This window comes from Pseudoalteromonas lipolytica (genome assembly GCF_900116435.1).
In the GTDB taxonomy this organism is placed as follows: domain Bacteria; phylum Pseudomonadota; class Gammaproteobacteria; order Enterobacterales; family Alteromonadaceae; genus Pseudoalteromonas; species Pseudoalteromonas lipolytica.
In genome coordinates, this window is sequence record NZ_FPAZ01000005.1 from 269,470 (window position 1) to 294,017 (window position 24,548).

General features: G+C 41.8%; 27 protein-coding genes. 9 read left to right on the top strand and 18 right to left on the bottom strand.

Features of this window, described 5'->3' with window-relative positions; translation table 11 throughout:
• Positions 1-32: 32 nt before the first annotated feature.
• The 7 genes from panC to BM378_RS07080 all read right to left on the bottom strand — a co-directional run bounded on the left by panC (position 33) and on the right by BM378_RS07080 (position 6,387).
• Positions 33-884 carry a pantoate--beta-alanine ligase gene (panC, locus tag BM378_RS07050; RefSeq protein WP_074988882.1) on the bottom strand — a complete coding sequence of 284 codons (852 nt, stop codon included), beginning with the start codon at positions 882-884 and terminating at the stop codon, positions 33-35.
• Entirely contained in the window at positions 884-1,678 is a 795-nt protein-coding gene (gene panB, locus BM378_RS07055; protein WP_036970718.1) for a 3-methyl-2-oxobutanoate hydroxymethyltransferase, read from the bottom strand. Before panB ends, panC begins: the two co-directional genes overlap by 1 nt.
• 29 nt (positions 1,679-1,707) lie before the next feature.
• On the bottom strand, positions 1,708-2,196 hold the full coding sequence (gene folK / locus BM378_RS07060) for a 2-amino-4-hydroxy-6-hydroxymethyldihydropteridine diphosphokinase (protein WP_036970716.1): 489 nt from the start codon (positions 2,194-2,196) through the stop codon (positions 1,708-1,710).
• Positions 2,197-2,198: 2 nt separating this feature from the next.
• Positions 2,199-3,485 carry a polynucleotide adenylyltransferase PcnB gene (gene pcnB / locus BM378_RS07065; RefSeq protein ID WP_083422885.1) on the bottom strand — a complete coding sequence of 429 codons (1,287 nt, stop codon included), beginning with the start codon at positions 3,483-3,485 and terminating at the stop codon, positions 2,199-2,201.
• Positions 3,486-3,778: 293 nt separating this feature from the next.
• Positions 3,779-4,723 carry a tRNA glutamyl-Q(34) synthetase GluQRS gene (gene gluQRS, locus BM378_RS07070; RefSeq protein ID WP_074988884.1) on the bottom strand — a complete coding sequence of 315 codons (945 nt, stop codon included), beginning with the start codon at positions 4,721-4,723 and terminating at the stop codon, positions 3,779-3,781.
• Between the two features lie 20 nt (positions 4,724-4,743).
• Complete coding sequence (gene dksA / locus BM378_RS07075; RefSeq protein WP_036970706.1) at positions 4,744-5,187, bottom strand: RNA polymerase-binding protein DksA; 444 nt, start codon at positions 5,185-5,187, stop codon at positions 4,744-4,746.
• A gap of 210 nt (positions 5,188-5,397) precedes the next feature.
• Positions 5,398-6,387, bottom strand: coding sequence for an AraC family transcriptional regulator (locus BM378_RS07080; protein WP_036970703.1), 990 nt, complete (start codon positions 6,385-6,387; stop codon positions 5,398-5,400).
• A 147-nt stretch (positions 6,388-6,534) separates the two neighbouring features.
• Here BM378_RS07080 and BM378_RS07085 point away from each other — a divergent pair, with 147 nt between their 5' ends.
• Positions 6,535-9,084 (top strand): penicillin acylase family protein, encoded by a 2,550-nt coding sequence (locus BM378_RS07085; RefSeq protein WP_074988885.1) that lies wholly within the window; start codon positions 6,535-6,537, stop codon positions 9,082-9,084.
• On the opposite strand, the gene sfsA is transcribed toward BM378_RS07085, so the two are convergent.
• Entirely contained in the window at positions 9,074-9,793 is a 720-nt protein-coding gene (gene sfsA / locus BM378_RS07090) for a DNA/RNA nuclease SfsA (protein WP_074988886.1), read from the bottom strand. The genes BM378_RS07085 and sfsA overlap by 11 nt on opposite strands.
• A gap of 161 nt (positions 9,794-9,954) precedes the next feature.
• On the opposite strand from sfsA, the gene pepB reads away from it, so the two are divergent.
• Both pepB and BM378_RS07100 read left to right on the top strand, forming a co-directional pair.
• Entirely contained in the window at positions 9,955-11,250 is a 1,296-nt protein-coding gene (pepB, locus tag BM378_RS07095) for an aminopeptidase PepB (RefSeq protein WP_036971743.1), read from the top strand.
• A 194-nt stretch (positions 11,251-11,444) separates the two neighbouring features.
• Positions 11,445-12,011, top strand: a complete 567-nt coding sequence (locus BM378_RS07100) for a phosphoribosyltransferase (RefSeq protein ID WP_036970696.1) — start codon at positions 11,445-11,447, stop codon at positions 12,009-12,011.
• A gap of 40 nt (positions 12,012-12,051) precedes the next feature.
• On the opposite strand, the gene BM378_RS07105 is transcribed toward BM378_RS07100, so the two are convergent.
• A complete protein-coding gene (locus BM378_RS07105) occupies positions 12,052-12,708 on the bottom strand; it encodes a Crp/Fnr family transcriptional regulator (RefSeq protein ID WP_036970695.1) in 657 nt (218 codons plus the stop codon).
• 267 nt (positions 12,709-12,975) lie between these two features.
• On the opposite strand from BM378_RS07105, the gene BM378_RS07110 reads away from it, so the two are divergent.
• The gene (locus BM378_RS07110; RefSeq protein WP_036970694.1) at positions 12,976-13,209 is read left to right on the top strand and encodes a YgjV family protein; all 234 of its coding nucleotides are present in this window, start codon (positions 12,976-12,978) and stop codon (positions 13,207-13,209) included.
• Between the two features lies 1 nt (position 13,210).
• Here BM378_RS07110 and BM378_RS07115 read toward each other — a convergent pair whose 3' ends face one another.
• The 5 genes from BM378_RS07115 to BM378_RS07135 form a co-directional block, all read right to left on the bottom strand.
• On the bottom strand, positions 13,211-14,857 hold the full coding sequence (locus BM378_RS07115; protein WP_074988887.1) for an amidohydrolase: 1,647 nt from the start codon (positions 14,855-14,857) through the stop codon (positions 13,211-13,213).
• 105 nt (positions 14,858-14,962) lie between these two features.
• Complete coding sequence (locus BM378_RS07120; RefSeq protein ID WP_065978055.1) at positions 14,963-15,196, bottom strand: EF-hand domain-containing protein; 234 nt, start codon at positions 15,194-15,196, stop codon at positions 14,963-14,965.
• A 4-nt stretch (positions 15,197-15,200) separates the two neighbouring features.
• Positions 15,201-15,434 carry an EF-hand domain-containing protein gene (locus tag BM378_RS07125; RefSeq protein ID WP_036970689.1) on the bottom strand — a complete coding sequence of 78 codons (234 nt, stop codon included), beginning with the start codon at positions 15,432-15,434 and terminating at the stop codon, positions 15,201-15,203.
• 118 nt (positions 15,435-15,552) lie between these two features.
• Complete coding sequence (locus BM378_RS07130; RefSeq protein ID WP_065978056.1) at positions 15,553-15,780, bottom strand: EF-hand domain-containing protein; 228 nt, start codon at positions 15,778-15,780, stop codon at positions 15,553-15,555.
• A gap of 9 nt (positions 15,781-15,789) precedes the next feature.
• Entirely contained in the window at positions 15,790-16,017 is a 228-nt protein-coding gene (locus tag BM378_RS07135; RefSeq protein WP_036970684.1) for an EF-hand domain-containing protein, read from the bottom strand.
• A 312-nt stretch (positions 16,018-16,329) separates the two neighbouring features.
• On the opposite strand from BM378_RS07135, the gene BM378_RS07140 reads away from it, so the two are divergent.
• Genes BM378_RS07140 through BM378_RS07155 form a run of 4 tightly spaced genes read left to right on the top strand, consistent with a single transcriptional unit; the run spans position 16,330 to position 20,199 of the window.
• Positions 16,330-17,787, top strand: a complete 1,458-nt coding sequence (locus BM378_RS07140) for a HAMP domain-containing sensor histidine kinase (RefSeq protein ID WP_036970681.1) — start codon at positions 16,330-16,332, stop codon at positions 17,785-17,787.
• A 1-nt stretch (position 17,788) separates the two neighbouring features.
• Entirely contained in the window at positions 17,789-18,316 is a 528-nt protein-coding gene (locus BM378_RS07145) for a hypothetical protein (protein ID WP_065978058.1), read from the top strand.
• Positions 18,317-18,318: 2 nt separating this feature from the next.
• Entirely contained in the window at positions 18,319-19,662 is a 1,344-nt protein-coding gene (locus BM378_RS07150) for a sigma 54-interacting transcriptional regulator (RefSeq protein WP_074988888.1), read from the top strand.
• 36 nt (positions 19,663-19,698) lie between these two features.
• Positions 19,699-20,199, top strand: coding sequence for a DUF1543 domain-containing protein (locus tag BM378_RS07155; protein ID WP_074988889.1), 501 nt, complete (start codon positions 19,699-19,701; stop codon positions 20,197-20,199).
• An 8-nt stretch (positions 20,200-20,207) separates the two neighbouring features.
• Here the strand turns inward: BM378_RS07155 and BM378_RS07160 are convergent, their stop codons facing one another.
• From BM378_RS07160 to pdsR, 4 genes are all read right to left on the bottom strand, one after another.
• Complete coding sequence (locus tag BM378_RS07160) at positions 20,208-20,417, bottom strand: hypothetical protein (RefSeq protein ID WP_036970671.1); 210 nt, start codon at positions 20,415-20,417, stop codon at positions 20,208-20,210.
• A gap of 50 nt (positions 20,418-20,467) precedes the next feature.
• Positions 20,468-20,629, bottom strand: a complete 162-nt coding sequence (locus tag BM378_RS20400) for a hypothetical protein (RefSeq protein WP_155950844.1) — start codon at positions 20,627-20,629, stop codon at positions 20,468-20,470.
• Positions 20,630-20,737: 108 nt separating this feature from the next.
• Positions 20,738-22,870 carry a proteobacterial dedicated sortase system histidine kinase gene (gene pdsS, locus BM378_RS07165; protein ID WP_074988890.1) on the bottom strand — a complete coding sequence of 711 codons (2,133 nt, stop codon included), beginning with the start codon at positions 22,868-22,870 and terminating at the stop codon, positions 20,738-20,740.
• The gene (gene pdsR, locus BM378_RS07170; protein WP_036970667.1) at positions 22,870-23,559 is read right to left on the bottom strand and encodes a proteobacterial dedicated sortase system response regulator; all 690 of its coding nucleotides are present in this window, start codon (positions 23,557-23,559) and stop codon (positions 22,870-22,872) included. The genes pdsS and pdsR overlap by 1 nt, the downstream gene beginning before the upstream one ends.
• A gap of 230 nt (positions 23,560-23,789) precedes the next feature.
• Between pdsR and pdsO the strand changes: the two genes are divergently transcribed.
• Positions 23,790-24,527, top strand: coding sequence for a sortase-associated OmpA-like protein PdsO (gene pdsO, locus BM378_RS07175; RefSeq protein WP_074988891.1), 738 nt, complete (start codon positions 23,790-23,792; stop codon positions 24,525-24,527).
• Positions 24,528-24,548 lie beyond the last annotated feature (21 nt).

Here is a 24,548-nt window from a genome sequence, read left to right on the forward strand (position 1 = left end):
TTTTAAATCCATCTTACCCAGATTGTTGAAACTTAATCCAGCGTAACTTGCAAATTATCAATTAAACGAACCGATCCTAAGAAGGCTGCGGCTAAAATAACCAGTTGTTTATCCGCTGCTGATGCAGCTTTTAGCGTTGATCGCTCGGCAATCGAGTAATAATCAGGTTTTAGGCCTGCGGCTTCAAGCGTGGCTTTGGCTTTAGCTTCTAATTCAGCGAAATCCGTTTGGCCTTGTTTTAGCTGCTCAGCCGTCTCGTTAAGGGTTGCAAATAATGCTTTTGCGGTGTCTTTTTGCTCATCAGACAAATAGCCATTACGTGAGCTCATAGCAAGGCCTGATATTTCACGGCACGTAGGTACACCGACAATCTCGACAGGGATAGAGAGATCGCGTGTCATGGTTTTAATCACTTGCAGTTGCTGAAAATCTTTTTCACCAAAACAGGCAAAGTCAGGTTGCACAAGATTGAATAACTTAGTCACAACGGTAGCGACACCTTTAAAATGGCCGGGACGTGAACCACCACAATAACCCATCGACACGCCAGGTACATCAACAAAGCTTTGTTCACCAAGGCCATTTGGATAGATGGTTTCAACTGACGGCGTAAACACGATGTCAGTTTCAAGTTCTGCTAGGCCTTGTTTATCTTCGTTGAGCGTGCGCGGGTAGTTGTCGAGATCCTCATTGGCGCCAAATTGCATAGGATTAACAAAAATACTGACGACGACTTTATCGGCTAACGTTTTTGCTTTTTCAACTAATGAAAAATGCCCTTGGTGCAAGTTGCCCATGGTTGGGACGAGTGCAATGCTAAGTCCAGCTTGACGCCAAGCTTTGATTTGACTACGTAACGATTTTATTTCAGTGATTGATTGCATTATTTAAACTCATGTTCGGTACTTGGGAAAGCACCACTTTTTACATCTTCACAATACTTTTGCACGGCTGCTGGCATATTCCCTGTTTCAAGTAAAAAGTTTTTTGAAAACTTAGGGATATAACCAGCTGAAATGCCGACGAGGTCGTGCATAACTAAAATTTGTCCGTCGGTTTGATTGCCAGCACCAATTCCGATTGTCGGGATAGTTAATTCATCGGTAATACGCTTAGCCAATTCACTAGGAATACACTCTAATACCAATAATTGTGCACCTGCAGCTTCAAGCGCTTTAGCATCGCTAAGCATTTTATCAGCTTGTGATTGTTCGCGGCCTTGAATTTTAAAGCCGCCAAATACGTGCACAGACTGAGGTGTTAAACCTAAATGACCACACACAGGTATACCTTGTTGCGTCATTGCGCGGATGCTGTCGTGTAACCACTCGCCACCTTCAAGTTTGATCATGTTGGCGCCAGCACGCATTAACTCGGCTGCATTTTTACACGCATCGGCAGGGTTTGAGTAGGTCATAAAAGGTAAGTCAGCGATGATGAATAGCTCGCGGCTACCGGCGCGGACACACCGTGTATGGTAAGCAATTTCGCTGTTCGTTACTGCTAATGTGTCATCACCACCTTGTAAAACCATGCCCAGTGAGTCACCGACTAAAATCACTTCGACGCCATTATCATGAAACAATTTTGCAAAGCTGGCATCGTAAGCTGTAAGCGCGGTAATTTTTTGTTTTTCGTGTTTCATTTTATTAAGAGTTGAAACGGTGATTTTAGACATAATTTCCTCTAAGGCTTCGCCTAGGTTGATTACTGCTGAGGGAGTTTTTGTAAATCGTTTAAAGGCAACGTTTTTGTTATATCAGCAAGTGATTGGTTATTCGGTAAAACAAGAGAAGGGGCTATCTCTAATAAAGGATAAACAACAAACTCTCTCTCAACGAGGCCATAATGAGGCACGGTGAGGCGAGGCGTGTCGATCACTTGGTCACCAAATAATAGAATATCAATATCAAGGGTGCGAGGTCCCCAACGTTCTTCTTTACGTACACGGCCATGATCACGTTCTACTGCTTGGGTTAAATCGAGTAGTTGCTCTGGTTGCAGAGCCGTTTTAATACACGCAACCGCATTGACATAGTCGGGTTGATCTTGTGGCCCCATTGGCTTACTTGCGTAATCATGCGATACGCAAACCAGCTCAATTTCTGGTAGCCCTTGTAATGCTGCAATAGCATTACGAATTTGTGTACGTGGCGCATTTAAATTTGCGCCTAACCCTAAATACACTATGTTCATGTTTATTCTGCTTTTTTCTTACGAGGTCGACGGCGGCGTTTAGGACCACCTTGATGGCCAAGTGCCTTAACCATCTCTTTTTGGCCATTTATATCTTGGCTTAAATACGCCGTCCACCACGTAGCAAGTTCTTGATGTTGCTGCTCACCAGCTTGAACACGTAATAGTAAAAAGTCGTAGGCAGCTTTAAAACGAGGCTGTTGCGTTAACCGGTATGCGCGTTGGCCACCGCGTTTATCAAGGCGTTGTTGAATATGCCAGATATCTCTAGCGCCTAAAGTGAACCGTTTAGGTACGGCAATATGTTGTGCGCTTTCACTGAGTACCTTATTCATCGCTTGTGCAAATGCATCAAACTCAGAAAGTTGGTCACGTTGCTGTAATTTTTTAGCGATGTCTAATAACGGGAACCACAATAGTGCAGCGAATATAAACGCAGGGGTTACTTTTTTCTCTGCATTGATACGTTTATCTGTGTTTTTAAACATTTGCAGAATAAATGCGTTCTCGAGTCCATCTGGGTTAGCATTCAAAATTTTATCAAGGGCAGGGAATAGGGCTTTGAAAAGGCCATACTGACGCAACATGATATAGTTTTCTTCTGCTTTACCATTTAAAAACAGCTTGAGTGACTCTTCAAATAGACGTGCAGGAGGAATGTGGTCTAATAAGCTTGCAAGCTCTTTCATTGGCTTTTCTGTCGAAGGCGCAATGGTCATGCCTAACTTTGTTGCAAAACGGACTGCACGCAGCATACGTACAGGGTCTTCACGGTAGCGGGTTTCTGGATCGCCAATTAATTCAACCTGTTTGGCTTTTATTGCACTAATACCGTTGGCGTAGTCATAGATGCAAAAATCATTAATTGAATAATACAGCGCATTAATTGAGAAATCTCGACGCTCGGCGTCTTCTTCAATACTACCGTACACATTATCTCGCAGCAGTTGCCCATGTTCGCTTGATTGGCTAACGTGGTTTTTTTCTTCGTCGGCTTCATGATGGCCGCGCATCGTAGCAACTTCAATTATTTCACGGCCAAACACAATGTGCGCTAAACGAAAGCGACGACCAATTAGGCGACAGTTACGAAATAGTTTTTTGATTTGTTCTGGCGTCGCATTTGTAACTACGTCAAAGTCTTTAGGTTGTTGGCCTAACAATATATCTCGAATACAACCACCGACTAAGTAAGCATCGTAGCCACCTTCTTTGAGGCGGTATAATACTTTGATTGCATTTGGGCTAAATTGTTTGCGTGAAATACCATGTTCACTGCGCTCGATCACCAAAGGTAACTCGCTCGTTTGTGCGGCATTTGTTGAAGTCGAGGCATTTGGGCCGATAATTTGCCGACAAAATTGAAAAAGCTTGGAAATAATAATCTGTCTCCTACGACGCGGACTTTGCGACTCATCAAGTATAGCGTGTGTTTTTTCACTTCGTCGATATGAGATTGAGTCAGTAAATGTGTGTTTTATATGACGCTACAGTATGGTGTTAATGATTCGCACACTTTGGGTCGCTATCATATACCAGCGTGGCTCAAAAATTAAGTTACTCTGCCTTTAAAATTGGCAATTTATTTTGTAATGACTTGAAAATCACAAAAAGTGGCGTGTGGATTCTCACTAACTTGTATTTCTAGCGCTGTTGGGATGTTTTCAATACGGTAGGCTGAGATTGCCCAATTAAGCATTTCTTCGACTGTTGAAGACAATAGAGCAGGCTCTGGGTTTAAACCTAAAAAACGAAACGCATCAAATAATGCTGGTTTTGGCGCTCGTTTTGATATGGCCGGTGCGTAGTTTTGTTTTGATAATTTAAAACCGGGCTTTGCAACAGCCAATGGTAGATGCGCGTAGTTAGGTGCTGGTTGCCCTAGTTGCTTAAATAAGCTGAGTTGTCTTGCTGTTGGCTCGAGTAAATCGGCTCCACGCACCACGTGGCTTATTCCTTGTGCAATATCATCGACGACGACAACCAGCTGATAAGCAAATAAGCCATCACTTCGTTTTATAAGGTAGTCTTCTTTAGCAAGTCGGCTGTCAATATTCACCTGACCTTGAATAAGGTCATGATATTCACTCGTCGCAAATTGCTGAGTTAAGCGCAGTGCAGAATCGTTTAATGGGTGATGTTTTGATTTGCAATACCCTTGGTATATTCCGCCCATTGCTTTGATTTCTTTACGGGTGCAATGACAGGCGTAGACAAGGTTCTTTGTAATGAGTGCGTCAACAACGGCTTGGTATTCAGTATGGCGTTTAGTTTGGTAGATAACGCCTTCGTCCCAGTGCAGCCCATACGCTTCTAGAGTGCGTAATATGTCATCGCTTGCGCCGGGTACAACACGGGTTGTGTCAATGTCTTCTATTCTGACTAGCCACTTACCTTGATTTGATTTTGCATCAAGGAAGCTGCCCACAGCCGCTATTAATGAGCCAAAGTGCAATGGCCCAGAAGGTGATGGCGCAAAACGGCCCCTGTATGTGCGCATAGGCGCATTAACGGCTGTGGTAGACATAGGTTAATTAATGTATGTAATTAACCGCGTCCTGATTGTTTTTCTTTAATTTCCGCAAGCGTTTTACAGTCAACACATAAATCAGCTGTTGGACGCGCTTCTAAGCGGCGGATACCAATTTCGATACCACATGATTCACAATAACCAAAGTCATCATCTTTGATTAATTGAATTGTTTTTTCAATTTTCTTGATCAGTTTACGTTCGCGGTCACGAGTGCGAAGCTCTAAAGAGAACTCTTCTTCTTGTGCTGCACGGTCTACTGGATCTGGAAAGTTAGCTGCTTCATCTTGCATGTGCGATTTAGTACGGTCTACTTCGTTACGTAAATCGTTACGCCAAGCTTCTAAAATTGTTTTAAAATGAGCACGTTGTGCATCATTCATATACTCTTCACCCGGCTGTTCCTGATACGGCTCTAACCCGGCCTGAGCCAATAACCCTAGTCTTTTCTGGTCTGGCATAACTTTCTCCTAAATCCTTAATATTTTGCCCAGCATTAGCCGGCGGCTATAAATAGCAGAATCTTCTGTTTGAGGCAAATTTATTTTTAATTAATCCTGTATGCCCCAACTTATCGACTTTAAAAATAAGAATGGGCGGTTTTATTCGTTTACACGGCCCGTGCAATTTTTAATTTGCTAAGTTATATGGGCAAAAAATCATATTACAACTTAAAACATGTGTTCATTGAGAAACTTTTTGGGGGTTGTGTCGTACCAGCGTTTAAATGCGCGTTGTAAAGCACTCTGCTCTGAAAATCCCAGTTTATTGCTGATCTCAAGCACTGAATAGCCTTGCAGTAACATGCGTTTTGCGTGTTGTTTTCTTTGCTGATCAATTAACTTTGTGAAGCTTAGTTGCTGCCCAGTGAGGTAGCGCTGCAAGCTGCGTTTCTTTAAGCCTAATTGTAATGCGGCTTGCTCAACACTTGGAATAACAGGGAATTGGCAGGCAATAAAGGCATTTAATTCATTAATATGATCTGCATACGGCGTTAAATCTCCCGCTTGCGATAACAAGAGTTGTTCAAGCTCTGGGTTTGGCGAGTGTAAACGGCTATTAAGTAGTTTTTCATTAAAAATAAGGCTGTTGGATTTGGCACCAAATTCGATAGGGCAGTTAAAAGTATGCTGATAAATGTGCACACTCGCAGTGCTCGGAATGGGTCTGGTAAGGGTTACTTTTTCAAGCGCAAGTTCAGCGTTCTGCTGGCAGCAGTGGTTTGCAAACGATAACCAACTACTAAACAGTTCATCGACCATGTAATGTCGTATTGGGCTTCGTGCATGCCAGCTCAGTTGGCATTGCTGCTGCACTTTTCTCAGCTCTATTCGACCAATGTTTCTTACCAGTGAATTTAATCTTTGCGCATGCTGCAGCGCTTTCTCAAGATTTTGACTCACCAAGGCGACATGCCCCAATAGCCCCCAGTTTTGTGCTTTGAGTGATTGACCAAACAAAAGGCCTATATGCTCTTGCTTAAGCTGGGTGTCAGCATAATGCATTAACGATTCGTAATCTGATACAGGAAATCGGTAGCTAGTTTCATTGAGATAACAGCGGCGCTCAGCAAGTAATGCATGCAGCTGTTCTTTTTCAAGCCCTTGTTTTTGTAAGAAATAGACCAAGGAGCGAATGATTTGGCTATTGACATAAAACATAGTCGTTCATTTTTTATTATTATTAGCAACAGTTAAGCTGCATGACTAGGCGCGCAAAGTCAATATTTTGCGTGGAGGGTCAAGATTTAGTCTTTTAATTAAGGCAAGCTGGTTGATGGATATAATACTCATAATAAAGGAAGCACAATGAAACTTCATCCAATAATGTTCAGCATTGCAGCCGCATTTCTTGCTGTAGGTTGTAACTCAGATAACGATAATAAAACCGTTGAGCCCCCCGTTACGACAACACCCGAACCTGAAGATGTTGTAAAGGTCGCAATACCTACTTTTGCAGATAACAAGACGCTTGATGCCAATATTCGTTGGACAAGTTATGGCGTCCCACATATTACAGCATCAAACCTTGAAAGCTTGGCATTTGGCAGTGGCTATGCTTATGCAAAAGATCATGCGTGTTTATTAATGGATCAAATAATTAAAACCCGCGGCGAGCGTGCTAAATACTATGGCCCTGATCAAGTTGCGGGGAGTGGCGATTCAAAACACTTAATCTCTGATTTTGGTTATAAAGCACTAGGTGTAAATGAGTATGCGGCGGAACATTATGCTGAATTAGATGAAACAAGTCGTGCTCATTTTGAAGGGTTTGTGCAGGGCTTCAATAAATATGTGACTGATACGGGGGCTGAAAATTTAGCGCCTGAATGTGCATCTCAGCCTTGGGTGATTAGCTTAACGGCTCAAGATATGCTGGCTTATTCAATGGCGACAGTGCAACTTGCAAGCTCAGCTAACTTTTTAGAATTAGCATTTTTTGCAAACCCAGGTGATGGTGATGAGTATTTGCCTGTGCCAAGTGGTAGTGAACCGAGTGCCGTTTCGAGCCTTGTTAAAAATATAAATCAGCAAGCAAAGCAATTTAAGTTAGAGAAGAAGTTTGAGCACTTAGGCTCAAATGGCTGGGGGCTGGGTAAAGACATGATGGCCAACGGTCAGGGCGGATTATTAGCAAATCCACATTTTCCTCATGAAGGAAATTTGCGTTTTTGGCAGTCACACTTAACAGTCCCTGGTGCCATGAATGTGATGGGTGGGAGCCTGCAAGGCATGCCTGGCGTTATTAATATAGGTTTTAATGAACATGTGGCCTGGACGCACACCTTCTCGACGGCACGTCACTTTTTAATTTATCAGCTCGCATTAAATGAAAATGACCGCATGAGTTATGGTGTTGAGGGTGAGCAACACACTATTACCAGTAAAATGATAACGGTGGAGGTTGCTGTGGGGCCAAACACAACGATTGAGCTTACAAAACCATTTTATTACAGCCACCATGGTTTGATGCTAGAAACGCCTGCTGAAAGAGGGTTAGGCTGGAATGACACTCAAGCATTTACCATAAAAGATGCCAATGAATTTAATATGGATGTTGTAGCGCAGTGGTCAGCACTCAACCAAGCCGTGAGTCTTGATGATATGAAAGCGTCATTCGCTCAGTTTGATGGGGTGTCGTTCAACAATACGATGGCAACAGATAAAACGGGCACTGTTTTTTACGTTGATGACAGCACAGTGCTTAAATTAGATGACACTGCTAACCTAGCAATTCGTTTGCAGCCTGAGCTCGTTGCTTTGAGGGAATCAACGGGCTTTGATTTGGTGCCTGGCAACATGAAGCTCTTTGAAAGCCAAGGTAAGGTGCCTTTTTCTGAAGCACCCCAGCTTACGCGGACAGACTATGTACAAAACTCGAATGATAGTTATTGGGTGACAAACTTAAAACAGCCTTTACTTGGTTTTGCTGCTCAGTATGGTGATGTACATAAGCCTTTATCACTAAGAACAAGAATGGGTCTGAAGTTATTGCAAGAAGGCGGGGGAGAAGACGGTAAATTTACACTTGATGAATTAGAACAGGCATTAATTGGCAATCGCATCTACTTAGGTGAACTGGTGTTTACCGATTTAGCCTCACAATGTATTGCCCAAGGAAATACACCGGTGCAAGTTTCAGCGGGTATTGACGTGGATATCAGTCCTGCCTGCGATATCGTTGCTAACTGGAATGGTGCTATGAACTTAGATACAGAAGGTGCTGCATTGATCCGTGAGTTTGCGCATCTATTTAATCCTTCAGCACACTTATATAACAACTTTGATGTTACAGACCCGGCTAATACGCCTCATACTCTACGCCAAGATAAAGTTGCATTAAAAGCACTGGCGCACGCTATGTTAAATGTGCAGGCGAATGGGGTGCCATTAACAAGTACTTTAGCTGAGCTTCAGTTCGTAGAAAAATCACTGGCCGGAGGGCATGCTTCAGGTGAGCAGCTTCCATGGGCTGGGCCGATGCATGTTGAGGGAGGCTTTAATGTTTTCAGATACGATAGAAGTAATTTAACACGCTCTACTCTGATACCTTATGCTGATTATCAAACATTACCGGATGCAGTTACAGGCCAACCTTTAGCGTCAAATTTATCAGCGCAAGGCTACCCTGTGAACTATGGTTCAAGCTGGATGTTTGTGATGAATTTTACTGAGGATGGACCGGTTGCTAAAGGATTATTAACCATGTCACAGAGCTCTGATTCACGTTCAGAGCACTTTGATGATCAAAGCCGTTATTATTCTCAAACAGCAAAACTCAGACCGTTATACTACAAAGAAGCAGATATAGAACAAAATCTGATCGATGAAATTGATATCTCAATGACTAAGCAATAAACGGCACTTCTTCAGCCAGTACAATGTGACTGGCTGAAATCTCTGCTTTATAAGCATATACTTCTACACCACAGTCAACGGCGTGTACTAATAGTTCGCTGTATTTAGCATCTATATGTGATGCGCCACTGACTGTATTAATTCCTTGATGTAATACAGCAAAAAGCAAAACAGCTCGGTGCCCCTGTTGCACCATTTCTATTAACTCGCGCAGGTGTTTTTGTCCTCGCACTGTTTTAGCATCGGGAAAGTAACCTTGGCCAGTTTCTGGCTTTTCTTCTGATAGCAAGGTCACTGACTTAACCTCAACATAGCAATGAGCGGCGTTTTCAGCCGTTAATAAAAAATCGATGCGGCTATTCTCTTGACCGTATTTCACTTCAGCTTGCAGTGTATCGTAGCCATCAAGCTGCTTGATAAGATGATTTTCGAGAGCTTCTTGAACGACTTGATTAGCAACTGCAGTATTAACACAAATTAAATGCCCATGTTGATTTTGGGTGAGTTGTAACGATTGCGGGTATTTACGTTTTGGGTTATCACTGGTTGAGTAAAACGCGTTAAAACCTGGCTCGGCACAGCCTGTCATTTTGCCTGTATTGGCGCAGTGTGCTGTAAATTGTTGATTATCTTGCGTGACTAAATCAGCTAAAAATCGCTTATAGCGCTTTAATAAAGTGGCTGATTGTAATGGAGGATTAAATTTCATTATTTTGTTTTTATTTGAGCTTTTCTATATTGTAAGTGAATAACCAAGCAGAGTGCACCTTCGTTGTCATTTAAGGCGTTATTTATCGCAAGCGGTTGGGAACTGACGTAGCCTGTAGTAAACTCAGTGAACAATTTTTAGCGCAAAAAGAGTATTCTAACATGTCGGAAAAATTTTTAGTTCAACTAAGCGAGCAGGCTGCTGCCGCACATTGGGGTGATAAAGCCTCTCTTTCTTTTACTGAACAAGGCGCAACTATTCATTTAACTGAACAAGATACACTTAAAAACGTTCAGAAAGCAGCGCGTACGTTAGCGAATCAAGGTTTAAAAAATATTGCGCTAACGGGTGATGTTTGGTGCACAGAAACACAGTGGGCTTTTTACCAAGGCTTTGTTTCACCAAAGAATTTAGACGCAGTTGAATTTGCCGAGAATGCAAAAACAGACAGCAAAGAGCTGGCTTCTTTAACGCAAGCAGCGACTTGGGCTCGTCAAATGATCAATGGGACCGCTGATGATATTTTCCCTGAAAGCCTTGCTGGTAAAGCGGCTGAGTTTATTCAGTCATTAGCGCCTGAGCATGTTAGCTATCAAATTATTAAAGGGGATGCATTACTTGAGCAGCAATGGATTGGTATTCATGCGGTTGGTCGTGGTAGTGAGCGCCCACCTGTACTACTTGAGCTAGACTATAACCCTACGGGTGACGAAACGGCGCCAGTGGCCGCTGCGCTTGTTGGTAAAGGCATTACATTTGATTCTGGCGGTTACTCTATTAAGCCAAGTGAAGGCATGCTAGGCATGAAGTGTGACATGGGCGGTGCAGCAACCGTAACGGCTGGTTTAGCACTTGCGATTAACCGTGGCGTTAATAAGCGCATTAAATTATTCCTATGTTGTGCTGAAAACTTAATTTCAGGCCATGCATACAAACTAGGTGATATTCTTACCTATAAAAATGGCACCACAGTTGAAATTGTTAATACCGATGCCGAAGGCCGTCTAGTGCTTGCTGATGGCTTAATGGCTGCGGGTGAAACCGGTGCGCCATTAATTATTGATGCGGCAACGCTAACCGGTGCTGCACTGGTGGCTGTTGGTCAAGAGTACAACGCACTATTTGGCCTTGATAAAGAGTTTGTCCGTGAAGTGCAAGACTTTGCAGAGCAAGAAATGGAAGGCGCTTGGCCATTACCGCTTGAGAAGTGGCATCAACAAAATTGCCCTTCACCATATGCTGATACAGCAAACAGCCGCCCACAAAAAGGCGGTGGCTATGGTGGTGCATCGAATGCGGCTGGTTTCTTATCTCGCTTTGTGCCAAATGATGGCAAGGGGTGGGTTCATATTGACCTTGCAGCAGCATTTAATATGGGTAGCACAAGCGAGTGGGCTGCAGGTGCAACAACCCAAGGGATGCGCACAGTAGCAAGAACGTTATTAGAGAAAGCGTAATAACCAGTTTGCTAACTAAATAAGTAAAAACGCCCGATTATGGGCGTTTTTTCGTTTTTGGTAATTTTACAAACGGATACAAGATTTTTCGCACAATATAGTATAAAATCTCGCCCCACATTTTCTCATCAAGTGGTTAGTTTATATTTCATTAACTACACTTGGATGATCAATTCACACTGGGGTTTCTATTTATGTCAGATAAGTGCTATATCACTGCGCAGCAGCTTCTCGAAGATTCATTTCGTGTTGCGGCACAAGTTTATGACGATGGTTTTCGTCCTGATTTCATCATTGGTATTTGGCGTGGTGGCGCTCCAATTGGTATTGCAGTACAAGAATACTATGATTACAAAGGCATAGAGACAGACCACATTGCTGTTCGTACATCATCGTATTACGGTATCAATCAGCAATCGAAAGAAATTAAAGTACACGGCCTGCATTATATTATTGAAAATGCAAATGCGGGTGACTCTTTGCTTATTGTGGATGATGTTTTTGATTCTGGCCGCAGTATTTTTGCATTAAAAGAAAAGTTATCTGAATTAATGCGCTTAAACTTACCACGCGATATTCGCGTTGCTTGCCCCTACTACAAGCCTAAAAACTCAAAGGTAGACATGGTGCCAGATTATTATATTCATGAGTCTGACGAGTGGCTGGTGTTCCCTCACGAGCTTTCAGGCTTAACACCTGATGAAATTATTGAAGGTAAATCGGATTTAGCCAATATCCACGATTTACTTCTCAAAAAGTAAATTTGAGCTAAATAATTATGTGAGTGTAGTTATCTTACACTCACAACTGCGAAAAACTGTCTACGTAATCACTCAGTTTGTCTATGTCGACCACTTGTAAACCTTGATTGCTGCGTTTTACTAAGCCCTTTTCTACAAGCTCAGTCACAACACGTCGATAGGCACGTTCGGTGGTGGCAAAACGTTCTGCTTCGGCATTCACTGTTGGGTAGGCTCTAAGCAGTGTCGGGTTATTATTTTCAGCTCTTAATAAACAATCTTTAGCAATATTATAGCTTAAGGGTAATAGCAATTTGTCTAGGTTGATTTTTTGGTTCTCTTGAAACTTAGCGGCTATTGTTTGTGCTGTGTATAAACTCAGTTCTGGTTTTTCTAAAAGTAGTGCGCGCCAATGTTTAAGCTCAATGAGATTGTAACTAACATCACTGAAACACGTAACTGTGTAGATACAAGGGAGGTTGTTAAGAGCTTCAATCTCACCAATTAATGTATTATTACAGTCAAGTTGACCGAGCAAAAGGCGGCGACCATTACCGACATCGTAACTAAACGAAACGGTACCACTTCTCACTAATACGAGTTTGGAAAGTGGTTGATCTTGATGGATCAGCACTTCTTTTTTGGCTTGTTGAAAACGACTCCCTGCAAAAGTGAGTAATTGATCAACAAGGTAGCTTGAAAAATGATATTGAAACATTAACGCCGCTCTTCGGACAATTGTCCTATTTATTACATCTTAATGACGCTAGCATTAAGATTCTAAGAATTTATGCTAACTTACTAGTAAGGTGTTCACGTTACTCATACCTTCATTTCCCGTGTAATGATTTTAAAGTCGGGTTAATTCTCAGGCTTTACAAGGTTTTTAGTAAGTTAGCTTTTTTATTTTCATTGTCAAAGTGAGCAATGAGTGAGTCTAAAAATGACAAACTCTAATGCTAACCTAAAGCCTAGGAGAGAACAATTGAGTTGGGAATATTTAGGCTATTTAGCATCTGCATTATTGGTCGCTTCTTTAACAATGAGCGATGTTATGAAGCTTCGTTGGTTTAACTTAGCAGGCTGTATCGCATTTACTCTTTATGGTGTAGCAATTGATGCCGTGCCTGTGGCATTTACCAATGGCTTGCTTACCTTCGTAAATATCTACCATATTATAAAATTAAAGCGTCAACCGACAGTTGACGCTAAAAAGTAATTTAATTTTCGTCTTCAAGTGTATATTTAAGCTCACCTGCCAGCCAGGTTTGCTGTACTTTTATAGCGTGAACGTCAGCGAGCGGCGCCGTGTAATAATCTTTATTGATTAAAATAAAGTCCGCCCATTTTCCTTGTTCTAAACTTCCTACTTTAAATTCTTGATGGGCAGCGTAAGCGCCTCCCAATGTAAACGCTCTTAGTGCTTCATCACGTGACAGTAACTCTTCAGGACGCCAACCTCCTTCAGGAAGTTGGTTATGGTCCATGCGTGTAATTGCTGAGTATAAGCCATCGAATGGGTCAGCAAGTTCAACGGGGAAATCAGAGCCTGCCGCAATAATGGAGCCTTGTGATAAAAATGTTTTCCACGCATAGGCACCCGTCAACTGTGTTTCGTTCAGACGTTGCTCAGCCATGTGCATATCAGAAGTCGCATGAACAGGCTGCATGGAAGGAATAATTTTTAACGCTTTAAAGCGAGGAATATCGTTTGGCGACACAATTTGCGCGTGTTCAATGCGGTTCCGTAATAAAATGCCTCCCGATTTCTTGAAGACATTCTCATAAGCATCTAAAACGGTTTTATTAGCTTGGTCGCCAATCGCATGGGTATTCGCGCTAAAGCCGTGTGAAAAACTTAAGGTAAAAAGTTGTTCTAGCTTTTCTTGCGTTTCGAGCATTAAGCCATGATGGTTTTTGCGATCAGCGTACTCATTAATTAATGCAGCGCCTCGACTGCCTAATGCACCATCTGCATAGACTTTTACACTGCCAATGGAGAGCATGTCGTTCATATCTTTATAGCGACCAGCTTTAAGCATGGTTTCGAGCTTTGGATCGCCAGCACTGAGCATAGCAACAATTCTAACAGGCAGGTTATTGTGTTCTGCACGCTGTTTATACACTTGCCACGTATCGTAGTCTATACCTGCATCGTGTGCTGATGTAATGCCTAAACTGAGTAGGTGATTACCGGCGTTATCAAGTGCGCGATTGATACTCGCGTGATCTGTCTTTGGGATGTGTTGCGTTACTAATGTTTCTGCTTTATCAATAAACACCCCTGATGGCTGACCTGAAGGAAGTTTAATTATTTCACCTCCAGAGGGCGTGTCTGTTTGCGCCGTTATGCCAGCCAACGCCATTGCTTTTGAATTGACCCACACGGCATGACCATCAACGCGAGACAGCACAACAGGCTTGTCTTTTACGTATTTGTCTAAATCTGCTGCCGTAGGAAATTGACCGCCAGGCCAATGTTCTTGGTTCCAGCCTCGGCCAATTATCCAACCTTGTTTATCTTTAGCGAATTCGGCCAACATTTTACCGACCATATCGACAGATTGGGTATTTCTAACATCCAGTTGTGACAAGTTATTGCCAAGCCCAATTATATGACCATGTGCATCAATAAGCCCGGGCAGCAGTGTTGCCTTTTTACCATCGATCGTTGTCGCATCAGGAAAACTAGCCTTAAGGGAATCATCGCCTGTTTTGACAACTTTTCCATCTTTAAAGACTAAGGTTGAAAATTGCTGTGTCTGACCTTGATAGGTTGGTGTGTAACCATTTACGTTATAAATAACGGTGGTGTTAGCGAAGCAAGATATCGATGCAGTTGCAAGTAAGCTGATAATGAGTTTCATACTATTCTTATTTTTATTTATTTATAAAAACAGTATCAGAGTTGCTGTAAACTGCAAATAATTAGGTAATTAAAACGTGCAAAAGGGTGACTCGCACCCTCAGCATTATTTGCTAGCATATTCATTAAATTCAGCAAACGATAACTTATTGTCTTTATCGCTGTCGTAACTTTTAAAACGAGACCACAGAGCGGGGTCTCGTGCAGATTCGGAGCGGCTTAAGAAGCCATCTTCATTACGATCGAGTTGTTTAAATTTTTCTCCAATACTTTCTGTTGCAAAAACCATACTGCTATATAAACCACAGATTATAAGACTGGCGAAAGTGTATTTTGACATTGCTTTAACTCTTGTTTGTTAAGTAGTGCTTAAATTCAAGGAGTGATATTTGCTGATCGTTGTCTGTATCCCATTTAGCCATGTGCTTTTGTAAGTGTGGCTGAGATGCAAGCTCTTCAACACTTAAATAACCATTTTTATCTTTGTCTAAATGATCAAATCGCTGCTTAACATCTAATGCTAAGGTATTGAAGCTTATAGTAATTAAAGTGAATGAAGCAAGTGTCGCAATTTTCATAATAAAACTCCTCAGAAAGTAAAATCCTTTTTGGGAAAAGTGCTTGCCATAATTTAAATCCCAAAATTTAAATCCGTTTACACGCTCCCTCTGGGATTATGGCAAGCACTTTAAGAGGTTAAGGTTTGAATTTTTCAAACTCTTGTTCAGATAATCGCTGATCATTATTTGTATCAAGATCAGTAAATTGCTTAATTAGCTCAGGGTGTTCATTAGCTTCAGAAAGTGAAATTGCATTGTCTGCATTGCTATCAAACTTAGTAAAACGAACATCCATTTGAGATGCCAAAACGGTCGCACTGATAGCCAAAAATATCAGCGAAAAGGCAGCGATAAGTTGTTTCATAACAATCTCCTATTGAATAAACGACTGAAACTCTGGAAATGAAATTTGGCCATCCTCATTACTATCAATTTGAGAAAAATTGCCATGTAACAATGCGTCCTCAGATGCTTCAGACTCACTTAGCGCGCCATTACTGTCTTTATCAAGTTCATTAAACGTCTCGTTGAGATCAAGCGCGTATGAGCTTATTGATACTAAGCTGGCAAGCATGATTGAAATACAGGCCATCGTTTTCATTTTGTTTCCTAAAATCTATAACTTATTACGGTATTAACAAAAACAATGCCAACTTTAAAATGTGTTTAATATCAATGGTTTAATTATTTTCTGAGTGGTTTGCTCAGCAATACTTACAAAGAGTTGTGTCTTTTTTGCAACGTTTTTTGGGTTCTAAAGGATTATTCATTTTAAAACAGAGAGTTATATTGTTGCTGATTAGCAACAAAAAAGCATTTATTGGTTAAAAAGTGCTGTTATATAGGCTGGATTCAGCGAGTGTCTAAGTTATTTATCTAATAATCATCTTCTGTCACGTTGAAAAGGATCAGTATGCAAGGTCTCGTTGCGAATAAATTTAAACATGCGCTCGATTGGCGGCCCAGTTTAATTGGCCAGTTTGTCTTTAGCACTTTGTTGTCTTTGCTGCCTTTATCGTTGGTTGTGATCGTGTTTTTAAACGCACTGAATAAACAATTGGCTGTGACACAAAAAATTGTCAGCGATAATTATTTAGTTACAAAGGCGTTTAATAGTTTAAAACAAGATTTAAATAGCCTAGAAAGAGCAACAAGACAAAATTGGGTTTTAAAAAGTGAATCACTCGATACCTTAATTGAAAATAAGTGGCAGTCATCGCTGCAAAGTATTGATGAGCTTATTTTTCTTAGTCCATCGACAGAGTATGTGGCGCAGTGGCAGCAATTGGCAGAAGTACTCAACTTTGCCCAGCAACACTTAGTTGCAGAGCAAAAACAAGATGGTGAATTATTTGCCCCAGCAAGCAAACTTATTGCAGAGCAAACTGTGTGGCTACGTGATCAAAATGAATTACGGATCACCAAGAATCAACAGCAATTAAAGGCGCTTCAAGCGTCGTTTATAAACTGGTTAATTGCATTAATTCCACTCACATTATTAGTAAGTGGTGGGTTTTTATGGCGGATCAGTGGCCGTTTAGGTGAACTAACAAGTGTAATAGATAAACTAGGTCAAGGTCATTGGCAGCAGAAAATTTCTGTACGAGGCTCATCGGAGCTAGTTGAGTTAGGTAATAAATTAGAATGGGTGCAAGCGCAGCTGCATATGCTAGAGCAACAAAAAGACACCTTTTTACGTCATGTTACTCACGAATTAAAAACACCGCTTGCCTCCATGGTTGAAGGCACTGATTTACTCGCTGATGAAATTGTTGGCCCAATTAATAGCGAGCAGCAAGCTGTCCTTGAGTTAATTACACAGAGTATGGCACGTTTACGAGTGATGATTGAAAGCTTATTAAATTATAACGCGATTCGTACCAGTAAAGAGAGTGTCACAGAGCTTAACTTCAATAGTATGAAAACGAATATTGAGCGTCACTTTGAACATCGTTTAATTGCGCGAAATCAGTCGTTAATATGGGTAAATGAACTTCCCTCAAAAGCGATGTATATTTCTTCCGAGTTGTTAGAAATGATGCTTGTGCAACTCATTTCCAATGCCTTGAAATTTTCACCTGAACAAGGCGTTGTCACGGTCGAAGCGCGTTATAAACACACTCAGCTTCAAGTGACGGTCAGTGATGTCGGTAAAGGCATTGCTGATTCTGAAAAGACCGCTGTTTTTGGTGCCTTTTATCAGGGGAAAAATGCCAAAGAGCAAACTGAAATGGGCAGTGGTCTTGGCCTCACAATAGTGAAAGAAACGGTTGAGCAACTGAGAGGCACACTTAATATTGCTGATAATGAACCGCAAGGCTGTCGATTTACAGTGACATTACCAATTCAAGTAACCCAAGGAGTTAACTGATATGGGCTTCGTAAATAAAGCCAGTTTTATACCCGCTGTACTCGTTGTATTTTTGACCGGGTGTGCCTTAACACAGCCAACATCATCGACAGCACAAAAAGAGCATAAAACACAGCTAACACCAAAGGAGCAACCTAATCCTAAACCAAGGCCTAAAAGCGAGCCTGTGTATCCGCCAGCACGTTTGGTTATTGCATGGCATGCAGAGCAATGCGGTGGTTTTAAAAGTACGCCGCAGAAGCAGACGTATGTAGGGCAAAAAGAGCTGATCAGTTTATTTAAATATTTATGTATACACAGTGCCTCAGAACCTAAACAAGCATTGGCATTACTCGAAAGCAGTGATCAAGCTTATTATTGGCCTGATGATATAAAACAGTATTTATGGCTACAAAAACAAAGTGTTCAACATAGTCTAAAGGCCAAGCAAGCCAAGCAGGCCTTAACAGAAAAAATGGAAAAAACGTTGTCGTCACTGGCGGCAATTGAACAACAATTGCTGTTACGCGAAGAAACTAAGGAGCAGTAACCATGGCTGAGATAACAAAACCACGCATATTGTTGGTTGATGACGATGCAAGCTTACTGAAATTACTCGCAATTAGAATCGAATCAAAAGGGTATCAAGTTAGCACGGTTGAGAGTGGTCTGGCTGCGCTGCAGCAATTAAAAATGCAAACCTTTGATGCTGTGATTACCGACTTACGTATGGATGAAATGGACGGTATGGCGTTGCACCGCCAGTTGCAAAGTCGCTATCCGTCTATGCCAGTCATTATGATGACAGCGCATGGCTCTATCCCCGATGCAGTTGAAGCAACTAAGCAGGGGATCTTTGCGTTTATTACCAAGCCAGTTGATAAAGATGAGTTATTTGATAGCCTCGCCAAAGCAATCGAGATCCATGGTGTGCATGGTGATGAAACTCCAACGCAAACAAACATAGTTACGCGCAGCGGTGCCATGTTGCACCTCCTTGAGCAAGTAAAGTTACTTGGGCCAACGCATGTTAATGTATTAATTTCAGGGGCGAGTGGCACAGGTAAGGAGTTATTAGCACAGGCGATTCACCAGCATAGTCACGTTAGTGATGGGCCTTTTGTTGCAATTAACTGTGGGGCTGTACCAGGTGAGTTGTTAGAATCAGAATTATTTGGTCATAAAAAAGGTGCGTTTACTGGGGCGGTAAAAGATCACCAGGGTTTGTTTCAACAGGCTCAAGGTGGTACCCTTTTTCTTGACGAAATAGGTGATATGCCACTGAATTTACAAGTAAAGCTATTACGTGTATTGCAAGAAAAAACAATTCGTCCCGTGGGATTTCAAGAAGAAATTCCTATTGATGTACGGATAGTATCGGCAACGCATAAAAACTTACCTGAAGCGATTAATAACCAATTGTTTCGTGAAGATTTGTATTACCGACTCAATGTGGTGAACTTAAAACTTCCTCCTTTGTGTGAAAGACGGGAAGACATAAGCTTGCTGGCACAGCACTTTGCAAGCGTAATAGCAAAACGTATGAATCAAGATGAAAAGCGTTTTGCTAATGACGCAATGCATGCATTGGTGCGTTATGACTGGCCTGGTAATATTCGTCAGTTACAAAACGTGATTGAACAAGTTGTCGCGCTGACCCCAGGTAATGTAATTGCGGTACAGCTAGTTGAAAGCGCGCTCAATAGCAATGTAAGTAATGCAGAGCCATTATCATTAAACGATGCTAAAAAAGAGTTTGAGCGTGACTATTTAATAAATACGCTAAAAATGGCAGCTGGCAATGTCGCAGAGGCTGCAAAGCTTGCAAAACGAAATCGCTCAGATTTTTATAAACTAATTAAAAAACACAACATTATTGTAGAAAATTTAATCTAGATACAACAAAACCTAGATGCAAAAAAAGGAAAGCGCATGGGGCTTTATTTAGTTTACCTTGGTGGTCGTATACAAGGCTGTCATATCGAAATGCACGATGTTCGATTTGTTGTTGGTGATAAAATTGAAGACACCTACTCAAAGCTAAAAGCGCAGTGGGTGGGTGACAAAGGCAGTGTGCACATGGATAGCTTCATGCATATTCAGCACATTGATGGTTACAAAGTAGAGGTGATAGAAGGGGCTCACGAGCAACCTGAAAAGCTTTATTTTGTTAATTTAGGCGCGTATCGAGCAGACAGTCTTGCCGAACAACATGACTTTGCATTGTATGTTGCGCGCAGCAGTGAGGAAGCAAAGCAACGTGCTAAAGACTCTTTGCTTGCAGGGCTGACACATTTGCACAAAGATGATTTACATGACGTAGATGATTGTTTTGCTATTGATTTACTCGATAGCAACTTGACCCTTAAGCTAACACCAAGTGGGCACTCTCAAGCGATGAAACCCGATTGGTTTGGCTATCACGTTTTATAGTGAATTAATTAGTCATCATTCTCGCTTTTACTGGCAACCTTAAAAGCAATGATGACTAAAGCAAACAGTGCAAAAGGGAGTGCAGCAAGTAAATATTCTACAGTATGGCTATCTTGGTAGTTAGGCTGAAGTAAAAAGTGCCCAGCAACACATAACAAGATTGCCACAAACAAAACAGGCAATAAGATTAACTCTTTTTTTGGCGAGTGATTTTTCATTACATAAGGTCAAATTTCAATGGTGGGGCATTGTAATGAGCTAAGTTAAGCTAGGTCAAATAACTTGGTGACTTATATTGCGCTGTATCAACTTTTTTAGTCGGTATTTTCTTTGATTGCTTTTTAGGCTCTGCGGGTTTATCTGTTACATCATTACAATTATAAAGTGCCATTATGAATTCGATTTCTTCACGTTGTAGCCTTGATTGCATGATGCCCCCTCGAGTCAAATTTGCCTTTTATAGTACAATATACTAAGCCCGCCAATCTGAATTATTGGTGAATAACTAAGCATTAAATTGTAATCAAGTGTAACGCTGTCATCGTTGTTTTATAGGCAAACTTACAGTGAACACCACGCCGCTATCATCTGCGATATTTTCAGCCTTGACCTGTCCCTCATGGTAATCACAAATTAAACGAACAATATACAAGCCTAATCCTAAATGGGGTTGTTGCTGATGCTCTTGAGTTCTCACTGATACCATCGAATCAAATATATGATCTACTAAGCCCTCTGGTAACAAAGGGCCTTGGTTCACAATTTTTAGAATAGCGTGCTGTTCGTTTTTAGCTAAACTCACCGTTACTTGGCTGTCAGGAGATTTAAACTCGAGCGCATTATTAATCAGTTTATCAAGAAGTTGGGCAATAAACTCCGGGGCCCCTCGCAGGGGCAGTGGTGATTCATAAAGTGATAAATTAAATAATTTCTCGCCATAAGTAATTTGGTAACCTTGCATGCAGCCAGTGATCACTTGAGTGAGATCAAACGTCTCAGCTTCCACATTTTGAATGCTTTGTTCTAGGCGTGTTGCTTCACTCATTGTGGTTATTATTTTACCTAGTCGCTCAACGCCTTCACTGGCGCGCGCGAGGTATTTTTGACTAAACTCAGATTGCGGCTGCATTTGTAAGTTTTCAAGCGATGAGCGCACCACCGCAACAGGAGTACGTAATTCATGAGAAAGGCGTGATGACATATTCTCAAGGTAATCGGTATAACCACTTAAGCGGCTGACAATATTGGCAAAACTACGTGAGAGATCACCAATTTCATCATTTGAATCGGTATACGTTATTTTGCCTGTAATTCGGCCTTGTGCATCAATAGCTTGCTCAGCGTTATCACGTAAACGACGAATACGGCTTGAGATCCGTGATGCAAAAAAGAATAAGGTGACAGTACCGACTAGCATGACAGCTAAAATAACGTTAAATAGTTTCTCGAGCGATTTATTACGAAGAGTACGCACACCATTGGTGGTTTCTTCTGCGATAACTGCACCAATGACCTTATCTTGAATCCAAATCGGGTAGGCTGCTGATAAGATCACCGCCTTGCTATCGGGAGTTAAACGCCACGATGAAGCGGGTTTCCCGTTTAATGCACTGGCGATATGCGTGCCTTGCATAGCGGCCACATCATGCAAAGTATCAATAAACTCATTTTCAGGGCGAGTTAGTATTTGGTAATAAAGCGGATGCAGATAATCACGCTCAAATTGTTGCCACCATGTTGTTGCCGGTTTATCTGTGAGTCCATCTGCCCAGACACCATCAGCGTGATGTATAGACCCCGCTTGTGCGAGTACGCGATGGTGGCTATCGACTACCCAAATTCGACTGCCGCTATGGCCCATCCCTTTTAAAATACGGTTTATCTCTGGTGAAGGCACAAGCACCGAGCCAATGTCGTTGGGATTGAGTAGGTTAGACGTTGACATAAGTTGAGGCTCAACTTTGTCATCATCCCAATCTTCAATTGCAAATCCCAGCTTGTTGCCAAGCATGCTTAATGGAAAGCGCAGTTCAATGTTATAGCCCGTTTCTGTGCTTTGAAAATAGCCTTGAATCTTTGTAACAGGCTCGCGGCTGATAGCGTCAAAGGCATTAACCCAGCCATCTTGGCGAGCAGCAATCACGTAATGCTTAAATTCACCTTCGGGGGTCTTTAACATGATTTGTAAGTGATCATTGCGCGTAATACTGAGCGTATTTTTAGCCCGATACACCAACGAGCTATCACGCACCTCAAAGACTGCATACAAATAGTTTTCGTACTTACCAACCATATGATTAAATGCTAAATCAGCGTCTTCGTGCGCGGGGTTTACACGTTGTAAGTAGCGTTTATCGTAATGCCAAAAAAGTGCCCTATAGGGTTGCCAATCAGCAAGTTTGCCATCAAGTTGAATCGGGTTACTGAGGTTATAGGCATATAAATCACGGCCTTTAACGACCTGGTCTAAAAAATTGGTTTGCGAGTCGAATAAGGCTGGCCGTTCATGTAACGATGTTGCCAGGGCTCGTGTGGTGCCTACGAGTGTTTTTTCTTGGCCCTGCCTTAAAAACTTTTCCATTTCCCAAACATATTCATAGCCAAGCCAAGGCAGTAAAAACAAAAAGCAAGACAGTAAAATAAACTTACTGCGCAAACCAAATCTGAGCATTAAGCTTGCTCCCAGCGATAACCCATACCGTACACTGTGTCGATACAATCGAAGCTATTATCTAAGGCAATAAACTTTTTTCGGATACGCTTAACGTGGGAAGTAATCGTACTGTCATCGACATAAATTTTTGCATCGCTCATTAATTCATTGCGACTTTTTACATGCCCTGGACGCTGCGCAAGTGAATGCACCATCCAAAACTCAGTCACCGTCAAGTCAACAAGCTGATCGTGCCAAAACACTTGCATACGCTGGCTATCTAATTTTAATAGACCACGATGCAGTAGCGCATCTTGATTAGCCGGTTGTTCAAGTGCATCTAAGCGTCTGAATAAAGCCCCAATTCGTGCGGCAAGGTGCGCCATACTGATATCTTTTGTTAAGTAGTCATCAGCACCCATGCGCAGGCCGCAGACCGTATCAATTTCACTATCACGCGCGGTTAAAAAGATAATAGGCAAGGTTTTCGAGAGCGACCGTAATGTTTGACATAATAAAAACCCTCCATCAATTTCATGCGCTAAGCCAATATCTACGATGGCCAAATCTGGCAATGACTGGCTAAACGACAGCTCTGCGCTTGCTCGGTCAGCAAACCCAATGACTTGATAGCCTTGTGCGCTCAACATTTCAGTGTAGTTTTCGCGGATGGCTGTTTCATCTTCGACAATGGCTATTTTCTTCATTCTTCCTACTTATTTAGCTTCATAGTCAGCACTATGAATACACTATACCGAAAATTTTACTGTGCGTACTGGCAAAAATGCGATTGCCATTTTTCTGCCACAATTGCTCAGCAGTTTGCCTTTTTTGATCCCCTTTATTGCCATTTCGGCTTGTTTTAATAGCGCTATACCACATTTGCAACGCCAACCAATAGTTGCCAAACAATTAATGTAAAAGAAAGGATTAAATTATGAAAAAGATCATCATTGCTGCACTTATAACGTCGGCCCTATCAACAAGCCAATTTGTTGAGGCTGCGCCCCAAGCAAAACAAGAAACACCAAAAGAAACAGCCATTGGCCTTAGTGCAGGCGCTGTAGTTGGCGGTTTGATTGGGGGCCCTGTGGGTGCATTTGTTGGCGCATTTGCCGGAGGATTAATCGGTGAAAAAGAAGCCGGTGAGCGTGTTATCGAAGCGCAAAACCAGGCACTTGTTGTTATGCAGCAGCACACCGCAGATTATCAGCAGGTTATTGCTAATAATGCAGTTTTGACTGAGCAACTTGAGAGCTTAAATGATGAGAAAGAGCAATTGCTTCAAGCCCAACTAAATACTTTGCTGGCCATGACCGTTCAATTTAAAACAGGGTCAAGTGAGATAGCCCCGCATTTTGCCAGTCAGCTCGATAAAGTCGCACGGTTACTGATTGAACAACCGCACTTGGCTATCGACTTAAACGGCTTTGCCGACCAACGGGGTGATGAACTTGCTAATTTAATGCTATCTAAGAAACGTGTGAATGCCGTGCAAAGTTATTTAATTAAACAAGGTGTGCCGCACACGCGACTGTCTGCTACAGCATTTGGCGAGAAACAAAGTGTTGCAAGTTCAAATGATTATGAAGATAACGTGTTTGATCGCAGAGTCACACTAACCACACGACCTGTTCAAAACACGCAATTACAGACTGCAAAAAGCAATCGCTAATTCATCTGTCGATGGAGTGAC

Excerpts from the sequence above, each read along its gene's own strand:
- BM378_RS07115 (WP_074988887.1), bottom strand. The coding sequence starts at position 14,857 with ATGAAACTCATTATCAGCTTACTTGCAACTGCATCGATATCTTGCTTC.
- BM378_RS07100 (WP_036970696.1), top strand. The coding sequence starts at position 11,445 with ATGTCAGATAAGTGCTATATCACTGCGCAGCAGCTTCTCGAAGATTCA.
- BM378_RS07150 (WP_074988888.1), top strand. The coding sequence starts at position 18,319 with ATGGCTGAGATAACAAAACCACGCATATTGTTGGTTGATGACGATGCA.
- BM378_RS07160 (WP_036970671.1), bottom strand. The coding sequence starts at position 20,417 with ATGAAAAATCACTCGCCAAAAAAAGAGTTAATCTTATTGCCTGTTTTG.
- gluQRS (WP_074988884.1), bottom strand. The coding sequence starts at position 4,723 with ATGTCTACCACAGCCGTTAATGCGCCTATGCGCACATACAGGGGCCGT.
- folK (WP_036970716.1), bottom strand. The coding sequence starts at position 2,196 with ATGAACATAGTGTATTTAGGGTTAGGCGCAAATTTAAATGCGCCACGT.
- BM378_RS07125 (WP_036970689.1), bottom strand. The coding sequence starts at position 15,434 with ATGAAAATTGCGACACTTGCTTCATTCACTTTAATTACTATAAGCTTC.
- panB (WP_036970718.1), bottom strand. The coding sequence starts at position 1,678 with ATGTCTAAAATCACCGTTTCAACTCTTAATAAAATGAAACACGAAAAA.
- pdsR (WP_036970667.1), bottom strand. The coding sequence starts at position 23,559 with ATGAAGAAAATAGCCATTGTCGAAGATGAAACAGCCATCCGCGAAAAC.
- BM378_RS07130 (WP_065978056.1), bottom strand. The coding sequence starts at position 15,780 with ATGAAACAACTTATCGCTGCCTTTTCGCTGATATTTTTGGCTATCAGT.
- BM378_RS07155 (WP_074988889.1), top strand. The coding sequence starts at position 19,699 with ATGGGGCTTTATTTAGTTTACCTTGGTGGTCGTATACAAGGCTGTCAT.
- BM378_RS07140 (WP_036970681.1), top strand. The coding sequence starts at position 16,330 with ATGCAAGGTCTCGTTGCGAATAAATTTAAACATGCGCTCGATTGGCGG.
- BM378_RS07085 (WP_074988885.1), top strand. The coding sequence starts at position 6,535 with ATGAAACTTCATCCAATAATGTTCAGCATTGCAGCCGCATTTCTTGCT.
- BM378_RS07145 (WP_065978058.1), top strand. The coding sequence starts at position 17,789 with ATGGGCTTCGTAAATAAAGCCAGTTTTATACCCGCTGTACTCGTTGTA.
- pdsS (WP_074988890.1), bottom strand. The coding sequence starts at position 22,870 with ATGCTCAGATTTGGTTTGCGCAGTAAGTTTATTTTACTGTCTTGCTTT.
- pepB (WP_036971743.1), top strand. The coding sequence starts at position 9,955 with ATGTCGGAAAAATTTTTAGTTCAACTAAGCGAGCAGGCTGCTGCCGCA.
- BM378_RS07080 (WP_036970703.1), bottom strand. The coding sequence starts at position 6,387 with ATGTTTTATGTCAATAGCCAAATCATTCGCTCCTTGGTCTATTTCTTA.
- BM378_RS07120 (WP_065978055.1), bottom strand. The coding sequence starts at position 15,196 with ATGTCAAAATACACTTTCGCCAGTCTTATAATCTGTGGTTTATATAGC.
- sfsA (WP_074988886.1), bottom strand. The coding sequence starts at position 9,793 with ATGAAATTTAATCCTCCATTACAATCAGCCACTTTATTAAAGCGCTAT.
- BM378_RS20400 (WP_155950844.1), bottom strand. The coding sequence starts at position 20,629 with ATGCAATCAAGGCTACAACGTGAAGAAATCGAATTCATAATGGCACTT.
- BM378_RS07105 (WP_036970695.1), bottom strand. The coding sequence starts at position 12,708 with ATGTTTCAATATCATTTTTCAAGCTACCTTGTTGATCAATTACTCACT.
- pdsO (WP_074988891.1), top strand. The coding sequence starts at position 23,790 with ATGAAAAAGATCATCATTGCTGCACTTATAACGTCGGCCCTATCAACA.
- BM378_RS07135 (WP_036970684.1), bottom strand. The coding sequence starts at position 16,017 with ATGAAAACGATGGCCTGTATTTCAATCATGCTTGCCAGCTTAGTATCA.
- dksA (WP_036970706.1), bottom strand. The coding sequence starts at position 5,187 with ATGCCAGACCAGAAAAGACTAGGGTTATTGGCTCAGGCCGGGTTAGAG.
- panC (WP_074988882.1), bottom strand. The coding sequence starts at position 884 with ATGCAATCAATCACTGAAATAAAATCGTTACGTAGTCAAATCAAAGCT.